At 60.5% G+C, this 14467-nt stretch carries 9 protein-coding genes and 3 riboswitches; of the genes, 3 read left to right on the top strand and 6 right to left on the bottom strand.

Annotated elements, in window-relative coordinates; all coding sequences use genetic code 11:
• Positions 1-320: 320 nt before the first annotated feature.
• A riboswitch (cobalamin riboswitch) is annotated at positions 321-527 on the bottom strand.
• A 412-nt stretch (positions 528-939) separates the two neighbouring features.
• Positions 940-1125, top strand: a riboswitch (cobalamin riboswitch).
• 143 nt (positions 1126-1268) lie between these two features.
• The 3 genes from ACZ500_RS21860 to ACZ500_RS21850 are packed head-to-tail and all read left to right on the top strand — an operon-like array spanning position 1269 to position 4349.
• On the top strand, positions 1269-3221 hold the full coding sequence (locus tag ACZ500_RS21860) for a cobyric acid synthase (RefSeq protein ID WP_464229540.1): 1953 nt from the start codon (positions 1269-1271) through the stop codon (positions 3219-3221).
• On the top strand, positions 3218-4171 hold the full coding sequence (gene cbiB / locus ACZ500_RS21855) for an adenosylcobinamide-phosphate synthase CbiB (RefSeq protein WP_464229539.1): 954 nt from the start codon (positions 3218-3220) through the stop codon (positions 4169-4171). The genes ACZ500_RS21860 and cbiB overlap by 4 nt, the downstream gene beginning before the upstream one ends.
• A gap of 46 nt (positions 4172-4217) precedes the next feature.
• Positions 4218-4349, top strand: coding sequence for a hypothetical protein (locus ACZ500_RS21850; protein ID WP_464229538.1), 132 nt, complete (start codon positions 4218-4220; stop codon positions 4347-4349).
• Positions 4350-4481: 132 nt separating this feature from the next.
• On the opposite strand, the gene trpD is transcribed toward ACZ500_RS21850, so the two are convergent.
• The 6 genes from trpD to cobN form a co-directional block, all read right to left on the bottom strand.
• Entirely contained in the window at positions 4482-5630 is a 1149-nt protein-coding gene (trpD, locus tag ACZ500_RS21845) for an anthranilate phosphoribosyltransferase (protein ID WP_464229537.1), read from the bottom strand.
• Positions 5617-6618 (bottom strand): alcohol dehydrogenase catalytic domain-containing protein, encoded by a 1002-nt coding sequence (locus tag ACZ500_RS21840; RefSeq protein WP_464229536.1) that lies wholly within the window; start codon positions 6616-6618, stop codon positions 5617-5619. The genes trpD and ACZ500_RS21840 overlap by 14 nt, the downstream gene beginning before the upstream one ends.
• Before the next feature lie 70 nt (positions 6619-6688).
• Positions 6689-6887, bottom strand: a riboswitch (cobalamin riboswitch).
• 338 nt (positions 6888-7225) lie between these two features.
• Positions 7226-7390 (bottom strand): hypothetical protein, encoded by a 165-nt coding sequence (locus ACZ500_RS21835; RefSeq protein ID WP_464229535.1) that lies wholly within the window; start codon positions 7388-7390, stop codon positions 7226-7228.
• Positions 7391-7476: 86 nt separating this feature from the next.
• Entirely contained in the window at positions 7477-8535 is a 1059-nt protein-coding gene (locus tag ACZ500_RS21830; protein WP_464229534.1) for an ATP-binding protein, read from the bottom strand.
• A complete protein-coding gene (locus tag ACZ500_RS21825) occupies positions 8532-10556 on the bottom strand; it encodes a putative cobaltochelatase (protein ID WP_464229533.1) in 2025 nt (674 codons plus the stop codon). The genes ACZ500_RS21830 and ACZ500_RS21825 overlap by 4 nt, the downstream gene beginning before the upstream one ends.
• Positions 10553-14437, bottom strand: a complete 3885-nt coding sequence (cobN, locus tag ACZ500_RS21820) for a cobaltochelatase subunit CobN (RefSeq protein ID WP_464229532.1) — start codon at positions 14435-14437, stop codon at positions 10553-10555. The genes ACZ500_RS21825 and cobN overlap by 4 nt, the downstream gene beginning before the upstream one ends.
• Positions 14438-14467: the final 30 nt, after the last annotated feature.

Here is a 14467-nt window from a genome sequence, read left to right as displayed (position 1 = left end):
TCCCTCCTCCGTTCCTTGATGCGGGCAATCAAAAAGACGCATACGGTCCCGGCCGGCGGACTGCGTCATCCCATCCGATGAGGCCGGACGGGTGCCGTGAACCGCTGCCAACCGGGCTACACCGCCAGACCTCTTCTATCCGTAATTCGGTCAGGCGGGCGGCTCCGCGACGCACAGGGGAACTGAAGGTTCGAGCATGCCTTTCGGCCAGGCCGATCCCGGCGCAAAGACAAAAAAAATCCCCGGTCGACAAAGTCGATCCGGGGATTCCCCATTTTTATCCCTCAAGAATCTTCAGCCCCTACCCATACCACGAAATACGAGGGCCATGTGATCAGGCAGGTCTTCTGACTTCCCCCCCACTCTGGCGGCCTTCCCACCCGACTTATGACGGGCAGTGGCCATTGGTGCCAAAGCAGTTCCCTTCTCAAGCGGAAAAGGGAGGGGTTACAGCGGCGGGTCCGTCCCCGATTCACACGGGGTTCCCTCTTAAGCTCTTCACGAGCACCTGAACAACTATGGAGTTGATAGCAGGCGCCACAAACCCTGTCAAGAAAAATTTCTTCTCACAGCCAGCCCCATTCGGAACACCCCGGGCTGGAATGTGCTGTTCAAAAAGATCTGCTGTCGATCGGACGACATTCATCCACTCACAGACGTCCGAGGTCTGTTCCCTCTTTCCAGCGCAAACCATGAAAATTTCAGCATTCGAAAAGTCCGGCTGTCTCTTTCCCCGATCACAGTCTTGAAACCCTTCAGCCCTGTTCCTGGAGCACCCTTCCCGTCGCATCCAGAACCGTGTACTCCACAGGGGTAGCGCCAAAATCTGCAAATCAAAACAATCGATGATCTGCGATCGTGAGCATCGCTCGGCATGAGTTATGACAACCTTCAAATCACGGAGTTGAAAAAAAAGTTGACCGCTGATGGCTCGATGTGCCACATTGCGATCAACCGAGTCGCCATTTGCGATGGCATCAAAGGGAAGACGGTGCGAAGCCGTCGCGGACCCGCCGCCGTAACCGGGAACGAAAGCCGCAGAATGCCACTGTCCGATTGGATGGGAAGGCGCGGCCGCTAGGATGATCCGGAAGCCGGAAGACCTGCTCGGGTGGTGGTTGCAGCTTCGATTCCCGCGGAAAAGGAACGGCTGCAGTTTGGATGGAACACGGCATCCCGACTCTGAACATGGAGGGTCGGGATTTTTTTGCTTCGCAAACCTTCATCCTTCGGGGGCCGCTCACCCGGATCGCCCAAGGGGATGCACAATGGATCTTGGACATGGTGGAAATATCGGCCTGCTGGCGGCACGGGCGGGTTTGCCCAGGGATAAAATCCTCGACTTTTCGGCTTCCATCAATCCCCAGGGTCCGCCAGAATCCTTGCGCAGCCTGGTCAACCGCAGTCTGAGTGAGGCGGTCCACTATCCCGATCCTCACGCCTCCGGTCTGGCCACTGCACTGGGTGCCCATCACGGTATTTCGTCGGAGAAAATCGCGGTGGGCAACGGCTCGACAGAACTGCTCTTCTCCTTGCCTCGTGTACTGTGCGTGTCCCGGGCGGTGCTTCCCGTTCCGAGTTACCTGGATTACCGGACTGCGGTGCTGCGTGAAGGGTTGTCCGTCGAGGAAGTGGCGCTCAAAGAAGGCGACGGATTCGCCATACCCTGGAACACGCTCGAAAGGAAACTCAAGGGGGGAGAGATGGTCGTCCTGGGCCAGCCCAACAATCCCACCGGGAGGCTTTTCGAGATCAACCGTCTGGTGGATTTGTCCGACCGTTATCCGGACTCCTTTTTTGTGGTGGACGAGGCCTTTGCCGACTTCGTCCCGAACTACCAAAGCCTGATCCATGCCGAGCGTTCCAACGTCGTGGTGGTGCGCTCTATGACCAAGCTTTATGCCATTCCAGGCTTTCGTCTGGGCTACGCTGTGGCGGATGCCGTTCTGGCCGCCCGATTGCGCGAGTTTCTACCGCCCTGGTCCGTGGGTTCTGTGGCTCAGACCGTCGGCACAGGCGTTTTGCGTGATCAGGCCTACGCCGAAAAGAGCCGTTCGGATGCCGTTCGCCGCCGGGAAATATTGGCGAATGAACTGTCCGCCCTGCCTGGGTTGAAGGTCTATCCCGGTGCAGCGAACTATCTGCTGGTCCGAATCAAGCGGACGGACATCGATGCGGTCGCGTTGGAAGAACAGGTGCTGCGCCAGGGGATCGCTATCCGGGTATGCACCGACTTCGTCGGCCTGGGAAGAGACTATTTCAGGGTGGCGGTGCGGACGACATCAGAAAACCGGTGTCTCGTCGCAGCACTGGCCAGGGTACTCCAGCCATCCCGGCCGACCGCCGTCGTCAAATCCCGAAAAACACCTGCCATCATGTTTCTGGGCACCTCTTCCCATGCAGGCAAGAGTGTGCTGACCGCCGCCCTGTGCCGCATCCTTCTCCAGGACGGTTACACAGTAGCCCCGTTCAAGGCCCAAAGCATGTCACTTGATTCCTATGCGACATCCGAAGGCGGGGAAATAGGGCGCGCCCTGCTGGTCCAGGCTCAGGCCTGCCGTCTGCCGCCCGACGCGCGGATGAATCCGGTGCTGCTCAAGCCCCTTTCAGAATCGGGGTCTCAGGTGATCGTGGTCGGAAGACCGATCGGCAACATGTCGGCCTCCGAGTACATCGCCTGCAAGAAGGATTTGTGGAAAACGGTCCGCGAAGCCTACGACTCATTGGCGGCCGAGGCGGACGTGATGGTGCTCGAAGGCGCGGGGAGCCCGGCCGAGGTCAACCTGAAAACACATGACCTCGCCAATCTGGCCCTGGCCGATCATGCCCGGGCCACGTCCCTGCTGGTGGGGGACATCGACCGGGGCGGACTTTTCGCGGCCTTTGCCGGGACCCTCGACCTCTTGTCGGAGCATGAGCGGTCCCTGATCAAAGGATTCGTGATCAACCGCTATCGCGGCAGACAGGCCTTGCTCGATGACGCCATCGCCTTCACCGAGCGCCACACCGGGCTGCCGACCTTCGGAGTGGTGCCATTCCTGGAGGATTTCGCATTCCCTGAAGGAAACCCTGCCGATTACGAGGCGGCATCCCAGGCCGAAGGTGAAAAGGGACGCGTCGCCGCGCCTTATGAGGTGGAGGCCGCCCTGGAGCGCCTGGCCGCTGTGGTGCGGGAAAATCTGCATATCCAAAAAATCTATCGATCGGCGGGATTGCGATGAAATGGATCCTCTACATCTGGCTTGCCCTCGCCCTGGATTACCTCATCGGCGATCCCCGTCGGCTGCCCCATCCGGTGAAACTGATCGGCGGTTTGGCGATCCGCCTCGAGGCCCCTATGCGAGCCCGGTTCGCATCCGCCAGGATCGCCGGTCTGGTGACGGCCTTGGCCGTCATCGGCATCGCCGCCCTGACCACCTGGGCCTGCCTGACTTTAGCTGAAGGGGCGGCGTCATGGCTGGGGCATATCATGGCCGTCCTCATCCTGTACACCGCATTCGCCGCCAGGGACCTCGACCGCCATGGCCGATCGGTGCAGGCAGCCCTGAGGCAGGGCGATCTGCCTCTGGCGCGGCGGCGGGTCTCCCTGATGGTCGGGCGTGACACCGCACGACTCGACGAGGCCGGCGTGACGCGTGCCACAGTGGAAAGCGTGGCTGAAAACACGGTGGACGGTATTATAGCACCTCTTTTTTTCGCCTTTCTGGGTGGACCGGTGGCAGCCGTCGCCTATAAGGCCGTAAGCACTCTGGATTCGACCTTCGGCTATCGGAACGAACGGTATCTTCAGTTCGGCTGGGCATCCGCCCGCCTCGACGATGCGGTCAATTATCTACCGGCCCGCATCAACGTTTTGCTCACGGCCTTGGCCGCCTGGGCATTGAAAGAGGACCCCCGTGCCGCCTGGCGGGTGGCCTGGAGAGACGGCCCCAAACACAACAGTCCCAATGCCGGTCTGGCAGAGGCCTCCACGGCCGGCGCACTGGGTGTTCAACTCGGCGGACCGGTTTACCGCAGTGGGCGCTTGGAGGAAATGCCGACCCTTGGAGATCTGCGTCATCCGCTTTCCCCCACCCACATCGCGCGGGCCTGCCGATTGATGATGGGGGCGACCCTGGCCGGGGCTGTGTTGTTTTCGCTCGTGCGTGGAATCATCCTATGGGCTATGTAAAATTCTGCCTGATCTTCCTCCGCAGCTAACAAGTTTCCATCCGGCAATGGTCTTTTTTGCCAATCTCGGCGTCAATCTGCACGTTTGCTTGTGCGGCAATCACCAGGTCGCATCCGCGCAAGAGCTTGATTTCCTTGATATTGTCAAACCAGAACCCACCGCGAAGCGGCGGGACTGAGCACGCGAAGCGTGTGAAGAAAAAATCCTCATTTCCGGATTGGAAACCGGATTGTACCGGGAAATCATTTCCGGATGGACACAAACTAACGAATCCCGGTTACGCAGTTCCTTTCCTCCTCTTCAGAGTGTGTCAAAGAAACTGTCGTACTTCCTTTTCAAGACCCGCCGAAGAAGCCAACCTGAGCAGACGCATGACGCCTTTTTTTGCAGGATCGGATTGCACATAGACCCATTCACACAGTTTCTTGAGCGCCTGTCCACGTGCAACGATGCCAAGGCATGTTTCCACCCCCTGCTGCATATCGCGCACCTCTTCACTCAAATAGAGGATCGCTCCCGCGTTCAGACAGGCGAGTTCCATGCATGGGCGAGGTCCTGTGCCGGCGATAACCTTCAGGAACCGAAGGGATTCCGCATCCAATTTGCCCGTCGCCGCTATGTCATTGTATTCATAACGATTCAGTCCAAGGTCCTCGGGTTCGAGCCGGTAGGTACGATCGTTTCCATCCGATAAGGATTCATGTACAAGAGTTTGGCCGATATTGGAAAGCTCGTCCATGCCGTTTTCACGCCTGTTGTCAAAACCATGCACGGTCATCGTTCTTTGGTAGCCGATCTCACGCATGACACGCGCGGTTTTCTCTACCATGGATTCTGAGTGCACACCACGAAGGGCATGGGTGGGACGGCAAGGGCTCGCCAACGATGCTGCGATATTGAGCGTGGATCCAAAGCGAATCCGGCTGAGAATACGCGCCAGGGACCGGGGGTGCACCTTTGAACTCATCCCGTTGAAGAGTCCGATGCCGACTTCCGAAATGCTCCTCTCCACCGTGCTCATATCACATTCCACATCAACACCCAACGCCTCGGCAATGTCTACCGTTCCACAGGCCGATGTGAGAGCGCGCGACCCGTGGCGAGCCAATCTCACACCGCCCGCAGCAGCAATGACAGCTGCAGCCGTACTGACATTGAAGGTCTTCAGCTGATCCATACCCGTTCCCGAATTTTCGACCAGAGGCGATCCGAATTCGATCTTGGCGGAGACCGTATCCAGTTCCCGGATGGCGGCCCAGGCACCCGCGATCTCGCCGGCGGTTTCTCTTTTTGTCGCTAAAGCCGCCAGAAACGCGCCCTGCTGCAAATCAGGCTGCTCATCGAGGAGAATCTCCCGAAAGGCCGCATAGCTCTCCTCGCGGGTAAGATCCATACCCGAAACCACCTTCTGAATCACCGCGCCAAACGAACGAAGGGCCGCCTCGTCAAATCGCTGCATCGTCTTTCCTCCTATTCCAGGGATAAAGCAGAATCTTCATACCCGTGCGGTGAGCCACCAGATCCAGCGCCTCTCCAAGGTCGCATAAAGCCATCCGATGGCTGATCATATCCCGGACCGGAACGCGACCTTGTGCGATCCGCTCAAGGGCCTCCAGACCGTGATGGCGAGAGCAGCCATATGCACCGACGATGGTTTGCTCGAAGTAATGGATCCGGTTAAAATCAACCATCATCTGCTCCCCCAGTGGTGCGAGTCCGGAGAAAACAACGAGCCGCCCCCTGGAACCAAGGACCTGTAGGGCCTCCTCGTAAGCCTGACGATCCCCGACGGCTGCTAAGCAAACGTCGTAAGGTCCCGCACCGGCCGTTTCCCGCCCGCCGATCAACGTCCGTCGTCTGAGATCCGGCTCGATATTCACCGGGTAAGCCCCCGCGGATCTTGCAGCACGTGCCAGAAGGGTCCCCGCTGGGCCGGCACCCCAGATAGCCACACGGTCCCCTTCCGTCAGGCGTGCCATTTCAAGGGCGTTCAGGCAGCATGAAAGGGGTTCGGCAAAAACCGCTTCCTCGGCAGAGAGCCCCAGCGGGACGGGTATCAAGCTGCGTTCCGGCGCAAGGACGTACTGAGCAAAACCCCCGTCCCTGTGGAATCCCATGATCTGCATCCGGCGGCACATATTCTCCGCCCCCTTGCGGCATGCCTCGCACTCCCCGCACCAAAGCCCCGGGTAGACATAAACACGCTCCCCTTCGGAAACCTCTGCACAACCGGGGCCCTGTTTTTCAACGATCCCCACCACCTCTTCCCCGGGTATTCGCGGAAGAATGAGGTCTCGGTGTCCTTGACGGATCAGCTTGAGATCCGTGCGGCAAAGCCCGGTCACCTCCACCCGAATGAGCACCTCCCCAAAACCCGGCTGCGGCAGGGACACCCGCGTAAACTCGAACGAGCCGATCTCCCTTACCTGTATGCACTCCATATTCATTCGATTCCCTCCACCATAAAAAAAGGCTCCAACAGCTCCGAAGAACCGCTAGAACCCTTTACCATCGGACCCTATTACCGGCTTGCCTGCGTCGTCTTCTGGCTTCCCCAGCCGTACGATCGTCTTCCCACAGCGATACCTCGCCACAGTGACTTTGAATGACCGGACGGATCCCCGTCTCCTGAAAGAGCGCGGGGAGAGGGGTTACAGCGGCGGGACCGCTACGGACTCACACCGTATTCCGTTACGCAGGCAACCCTGTTTTTTTCGTGGATGCTAAAGAGATGGGAAGCAAAAGTCAAGATAAAATTCCCGCCATCGAAAGACCCTGTCAAGATCAGGGGGGCACCCCGCAGGGCTTTGTATCAGGAGCACAGAACACCCCTGCGAAGGGACGGCAATGTGCTCTCTTTGAAGGTCTCCGAGCGGGCGTTCTCGGACCTGCTGCCGGAGCGCAGGATGATCGACCCGCCCCCCCTTGACCGACGACTCATCACTTTTTGGCGCACACGATCCTAACGGCTTGTTGTGCGCAAGGCTCTCAACGTGTGCCGTCACAAGCGACTGCCTCGACGAAACCGGTTCAGCTCGAACAACGGTCCTCCGATCAGATAAACACCGAAGAGGATTGGGATCGATCTCTGGCCTTGTCGACGGTTATGATCGCAAGGGAAAAAGCCGACACGCCGATGGCGGCAAGGATCGGATAGTCGCCGATTTCCGGCACCAATCCAAACGATGATGTCCGGATCGCATCGGCGGCATGGGTCAAGGGCAACAGATACAGGATCCTTTGGGCCCAATGCGGAAGCAGATCGACCGGAAAAAATGTCCCGGCCAGAAATTCGCCCTCCTCGATCAATCATTCGCCTCCCGGCGGCATGGGTTCCGCCGGCGCAGCTGCTCGACATCCAACACGATATCCTGGAGAGGCTGCCGCCGTATGCGGTGGGGAAGGGCCAGTTCCGCGGCCTCATCGATGTCTTCCTTCATTACCTGTGTACGGCCGTTCCAGGCGGCCAGGGTTTTGCCGGTCTTGAGGATGATCACGTCGCCGCGGTGGCCGTCCACGCCCACATCCAGGCAATAGGAGGCGATTTCGTAAAGGAGTGTGCGATCCACCTGAACCTTCGGATAGAGTTCCATGGCCGTTTCGATTCTTCTTGCCACCTCCCTCGATTCGGCCTCCCACCGTTGAGAGAATGCTTCCGGATCTTCGTCGAACGTAATCCGTCTTTCCATGATGGCCACCCGGTCGTCAGGATCGCCGATGCCCTCGATATGGATGCAAAGCCCGAACCGATCCAGCAACTGCGGCCGCAGTTCGCCCTCCTCGGGGTTCATAGTGCCCACCAGGGTGAAGCGCGCCGGGTGCGAAAAGCTCACCCCCTCGCGTTCGACCGTATTGACGCCCATAGCCGCCGAATCGAGCAGGATGTCCACCACATGGTCTTCCAGCAGGTTGACCTCGTCCACGTAAAGAATGCCCCGGTGGGCCTTGGCCAGGAGCCCCGGTTCGAAACGTTTTTCGCCCTTCTTGAGGGCCTCTTCCAGGTCCATGGTTCCCACCACCCGGTCCTCGGTGGCCCCTACGGGCAGTTCCACGACACGGATGCCACGCCGGATCGTTTCGACGGGTGACTGGGGATCGTTTTTGCGGCTGCACTCCAGGCGCCCGCATCCCATACAGATGTCGGACGCACTGTCCCTCAGAAGTTGGAAAGGGCAATCCCGAATGACCTCGACAGCGGGCAGAATATCAGCCAGGGAGCGTACGGCCGTCGATTTGGCGGTTCCCTTCTCGCCCCGGATCAAGACGCCCGAAAGGGTGGGATTGATGATGTTCAATATGAGGGCCAGTTTCATCTTTTCCTGGCCGACGATAGCGACGAAAGGGTAAACGGGTCGGTTGTTCATTGGACGTTCTCCTTGGCGATGTTGGCGAGCGTGTCGGCCCTGAGGTCTTCGATCTTGAAGTATCGGGCCTTCATGGAACCGGCCAGCCTGCGGGCCAGGCCGAAATTCACCAGCCCCTGGCTTTCCGTGTCCACGACGATAAAGCGGATCCGCTCGTCGGCACCCAGCCGCACGCCCAATTCGAGAGACTCCTCCAGCGGTTTGCGGTTCCCGAGGGCGACATTGGATTTCCCGTCGGTGATGAAGATGGCGATGGGGCGGGCGGTCGGGTCCCGCACCAGGTGATTGCGCAAGACCTCGTAAGACTTGATCAGGGCGGCGGAAAGCGGCGTCCGGCCGCCCACGGGCATCTCCCGCAGGAGTCCGGCCGCAAGCTCGATGGACGCTGTCGGCGGCAGGTTCAGTACGGCACTCTCCTTGCGGAAGGATATGAGACCCACGTGGTCTCTTTTCTGATAGGCATCCAGGAGGAGCGACATGACCGCCCCCTTGGACGCCCGCATGCGGCCGCGTGCGCCCATGGAGCCGCTTGCATCCACGACAAACAGCAGAAAGTTGCCGATCCGCCGCTCCCGGATCTTTTCCCGGATATCTTCCGGCCGCAGGACTACGGCAAGCCCGGAGCCGCCCCTGCGCAGCAACTGGTGCGGAGCGGCCGCCCGCAGGGTGGCGTCGAAGGCCACGTCGCCTGAGTTCCGATTCATCGTCGCATGAACATAACGCCCCTGTTTCAGCGCGACCCGCGTCCGGCTGCGGCGGCCCGAACCCCGGCGGAAGGCCCGATCCTTGGACGAGACGATTTTTTGGACCCTGAAGGTTTCGCCCACCTCGAAGATCCGCTCGCGCGAGTCGGCAGCCCCTGGCCGTGATTCTTCCCTCCTGCTGTCCTGCCCATCCTGCGCATCTTCGGACCGAGGACCTTCCCCCGGATGGGCGGATCTTTCCGCCTGGGCATGATCCTCATCCGGCGATTCGTCTTTTCCCTGCCGCTTTTCACCGGGGCTGTCGGGAGGCCTGTCGGGCGTGTGCCGATGGCTGGGAGGCGGGGGCAGCGGGGCCGCTCCACGCCTCCGATGCGCGAGCGCGAACTGCGCGGCTTGCTGGATGTCGTCGAGGGTGACCTCCGGATTCCCGTCCAAGGCCGCAGCGGCCCTTGCCGCCTGTTCGATGACCAGGTCAGCGCGGTGCCCCGCCACGTTGTTTTCCGTGCAGATATCGGAGATAAGCCTCCGCAGGCGGTCCGGAAAACGAACATCCTTGAGGAAATCCCGTGCGGAGACGATCCGTTTGGCCAGGGTGTCGTTCTCCGCCTGGAAGCGGCGGATAAAGCCGGAGGGGTCGGTGTCGAAAGCCTCCCGCCGATCCATCAGCGCGGCCCGCTTCTCGATGTCCTTTTCCGAGGCGACCTCCACGCAGAGGCCGAACCGGTCCAGGAGCTGTGGTCTGAGTTCGCCCTCTTCGGGGTTCATGGTCCCCACCAGGATGAACCGGGACACATGGCTGAAAGAGACGCCTTCACGCTCGACCCGGTTTCGGCCCGAGCCGGCGGCATCGAGAATGATGTCCACGATATGGTCATCCAGCAGGTTGACCTCGTCCACATACAGCATGCCCCGGTGGGCCTTGGCCAGGAGCCCCGGCTGAAAACCGCGGACGCCCGTTTTCAACGCCAGATTGAAGTCGATTCCGCCGGCCACACGGTCTTCGGTGGCATTGAGCGGCAGCGTGACCAGGTGGATACGCCGCAGCCGGGCCTCGACCACCCCCCTGCGGCTGCGGCACAGCGGGCAGAAGCAGTCGGGCTGATCCGGGTCGCAGTTGCACGGACATCCGTCCACAACGCGTATCTCCGGCACAAGCTCGCCGAGCGCGCGCACGGCGGTGGATTTGGCGGTGCCCTTTTCGCCCCGCACCAGGAGGCCGCCGATGGCTGGGTTGACGACGTTCAGCAGCAGCGCGCGTTTCAGTCTTTCCTGACCGATGAGGGCGGAAAAGGGGTAGACAGGATGCTGCGTCGTCAAAGCGTTCTCTCCTCCTTCGACCGGATCTTGTTCATGACGCTCTGCATGGCCGACCGCCAACTTTCCACGTCATCCGCCGTCAGAACGTCCACGGCGCCTCCCTGAAAATCGCCCTGAACATCCCCGATGGTCTCCTCCAGCCTCGCTTCGGTCTCCAGGTAGGCATTCCTCAACTGCTCGAGCAGATCTCGGGCCGGCTGCCAAATGCCCCGGCTTTCGGCCTCCAGAAGCCGGCGGCCGATTTCCTCCATCGCCCAGGGGTTCACTGCCTCGAACCAGGCCTTCATCTCCTGATCGAGCATGAAGGTCTCGGCGATTTCATCGAATATCCAGTCGTCCACCTTTTCGGTGGTAACACCGAAACCGTAGACCCGGCCGATCCGTTTGGAGAGTTCCGCGGCGCCCTGGTAACCGTGGGCCTTCATCCCTTCGAGGTATTTCGGGTGGAGGAGCTTTGCCCTTACGACCCGGCGAAGTTCATCGGCAAAATCGGTGACAGCCACGTTGGCGGGGTCGCGGGTATCACCGTAATAGGTCTTTGGAGCATGGCCGGAGATGGACTTCGCCGCCACCGTCATGCCGCCGTAGTTTCCATAGAAGCCACAGCAGTTCAGGAAATCGCCTTCATCCGAAATATGCTTGTCGAAAGTGACCTCCACCCTCCCCAAATTCTCCACAAGCTCACGATGCGCCTCGGTTCCGTAAGTGGCATCACCAGCCCCGCCCCCGTATGCGTACCCGTTCCAGAAGACGTAGACGTCGGAAAGATCATCCGCGGTCTTCCAGGCCGAAGCCGCCACCGCCAGGTTCACACCGGCCTTGTAAACCCCCGGCTGCGCGCAGAAGATCCGGTATGTGAGACGGCGGAAATGCCCGCTGTCTCCGAGATCCAGATCAGAGCCCGCGGCCTGCTCGACGATGTGCTTGCGGATGAAGTTACGCTGCGGGTCTTCATCCTGCATGGCGACGGCCTGGACTACCCGGTCCAGGTAGGTCACCGCGTCCGGGAAACAATCCCGCGTGATACCCGAAACGCGGATATTGACGTCGATCCTCGGCCGGCCGAGCGTTTCGCCCGGAAGGATGTCAAAATCGTCTATCTGCCCATTGCCCTTCCATGTCGGCCGGGCACCCAGCAGATGCAAGATCTGGCCGATCTGCTCACCGTCGGCCCGCATGATGTCCGATGCCAGCCACACCATACCCACCGATTCGGGATAACGACCCTCCTCTTCCAGGTATCTTTTCAGCAGGGCGTCGGCCAGTTTGACCCCGACCTGCCACGCCGCGCGGGTGGGGATCCGGGTGGGGTCCACATTGTAGAAATTGCGGCCGGTCGGCAGGATGTCGTAGCGTCCGCGCGAAAGGTAGCCGGAGGGCCCGGCGGGCACATACCCCGCGTTCATGGCGTTCAGGAGAGAATCGATCTCCCTGGAATCCTCGATCCTCCGGTCGATCTCTTCGACCAGGGCCGCAAATTGTTCGAAACGCTCCTGAAGAGAGGCCTCCATCCCTCCAGGCGCGTGCTCCTCGATCAGCTTCTCCAATCGCTCGCCGCCGATCAACCGCGCAATAAGGCCCTCGGCCAGACGGTCTGCTTCGAAGATCATCCGGCCGTAAGTTTTTCCGCTCCGGCTCGCCAGACCGGGGTTTTCGAGCGCTCCAGGCAAGTCTTCGCCCCAAAGGTCGAACACCAGGCGGTGCGTGTTCAGCTTGCTGCCGCTGTCGAAGCGCAAGATGGTGTTGATGACCTCGGCGCGGCCGCCGTCCCGCGGCTGTTCACCGAAGACGTGCATACCCGTTCGTGTCTGGGAGTTCCGGATCCGTGAGAGCAGATCATGGCAGCGTCTTGCAACGGCGTTGAAATCGGGCGCCTTCAGCGCATCGATTTCCCGGCGGAAATGGGCCCGGTCAATGGCCTCGTTGATGAGGTGCTCCAGGTGATGGGCCCGAGCCGGGTCGGTTTGCTTCGCCCGCTGATGATCGTTCAGGAGTTCCTCCAGGTCCTGGAGTTCTCCGTAAGTGTCGGCCGTAGTCATCACCGCCTGCATGTGATCCACCAAGGTGGCGTAGCTGCGCCGTTTGGCCACGACGCCTTCAGCCGGGTTGTCGGCGTTGTAGATGTAGAGATGGGGGAGTCTGCCGGCGGCGATGTCCGGCCAACATGCGCCTGAGAGCCCCGCGCCCTTCCCCGGAAGCCACTCCAGGTTGCCATGGGTACCTACGTGGACGATGACGTCGGCATCGAATACGCGGTCCATGTACATGTACGTGGCGATGTACTGGTGCGGCGGCGGGATGTCGGGATCATGAAGGATCTTGCACACCTGCCCGTCGCACCGGGACCCGGCGCAACCCCGTTTGGGCTGCATGATGACATTGACATTTCCAAAGTTGAGCCCGGTGATGACCAGTTTTCCGTCGTGTACCATGGCCGCGGGCACACCGTTCACCTCCTGACCCGGGGGCTCCCCCCAGGCCTTTACCAAGGCCGACCGGGCCTTTTCTGGCAGTTCGGCAAACCATTTTTCGTAGACTTCGCTTTTCAGAAGGGCCAAGTGGCCCCCCTTGGCCACGATTTCGTCCACAGTGGTCCACCGGAACTCGGCGATGGCTTTCCGTTCCAGGATGGTCTGCATCAGGGCCTCACCCGACTCCGGCGCACCCTCGATACGATACCCTGCCTCCTGCATCCGGCGCAGGACACGCACCACACTCTCGGCCGAATCGAGCCCTGCCGCTCCGCCCACACCGGCCTCGAGTCCCGCGCACTCGTTCTTATGCAGCACGAAAACAGCCTTTCGTCGAGCGGGCGGCCTGGCCGACAACCGGACCCAGCGCGCCACACGCTCGGCAATGTGGGACACACGCCCGCCGATGATTTCACGGATCTCGAAGGCTGTTTCGGAGCGGGCATCGGTCAGCTTACGGCTGCAGGCCATGATGATCGGCTCGATGTTGCCTTCGAATTCCGGCATGGCGATCCCAAAACTGACTTCGGCGATGAGTCCCTGGGGGTCTTCTTCCCATTCCTGGATCGATTTGCTATACGAGACCACCGGCTTGAAGACCGGCACGTTGAGCGTCCTGAACAAATCCACGGTTTGCGCCGCCACGCCGGTTTCGGAAAGCCCGCTTCCCGCCTCGCGGCCGAGAAAGAAAAAATGCAGATTGATCAGCGCATCGATGCGGGGCGCACCTTGCGGATCGAGAAAAAAACGTCGGGCCGTTTCGATGGGCCCCAGAGCCCCTGCTTCCTTGTCGGGCACCCCGTGGGAGAAGACCGGCAGCACTGCCAGCCCATGCGCCTCCAGGGCCTCGATGAGGTCTCTTTCCATAGCCCCATCAGTGTTGGTGAAGGTGTGACGGGAAAAGAAGACGCCCACCGTCCGTGGATGCAGGGCTGGATGGAACCGGCGGTAGGCTTCGAACGTAGCGTGGACGGTCTGGTCCGGCGGGCGCAGGATGCCTTGCCAAGGAAGGGGAACGGGGTCCTCCACTCCGATGCCGGGATTCACCTGATGAGCCAAGAATTCAAGCAACCTGCGGCAGTTTTCCGTTCCGCCCTCGGCAAGGTAGGCGTAGGCCCGGGCGCAGACGGGGATCTCCACCGTGGCCCTGCGACCCCAGTTGGCGGGATCGAAGGAGGTGGTGACAATGGTCTTGGCGTTTGAAACCTCGTCGATCCGCGCGTCGACCTCCTCCCAGAAGCCATCGCTGGTCCAGTAGAGGAAAATGATGTCGGCCCCCCGCGCCGCTTTCCAGAAAAGTTCCAGGCAGTCGGCGTCGCTTTCGATCTCTTTTTGGGAGAACAGGGTCAGTTCGACGTGACGGCTCTCGTTCGCGGCCGCCAAGAACGTGGGGAGATACGAATTCCACATGATTGAGACGATTCGAACGCGTTGGGTATC

The sequence above is a fragment of the Desulfatiglans parachlorophenolica genome (assembly GCF_055394735.1).
This window is presented reverse-complemented; position numbering and strand designations above follow the sequence as displayed.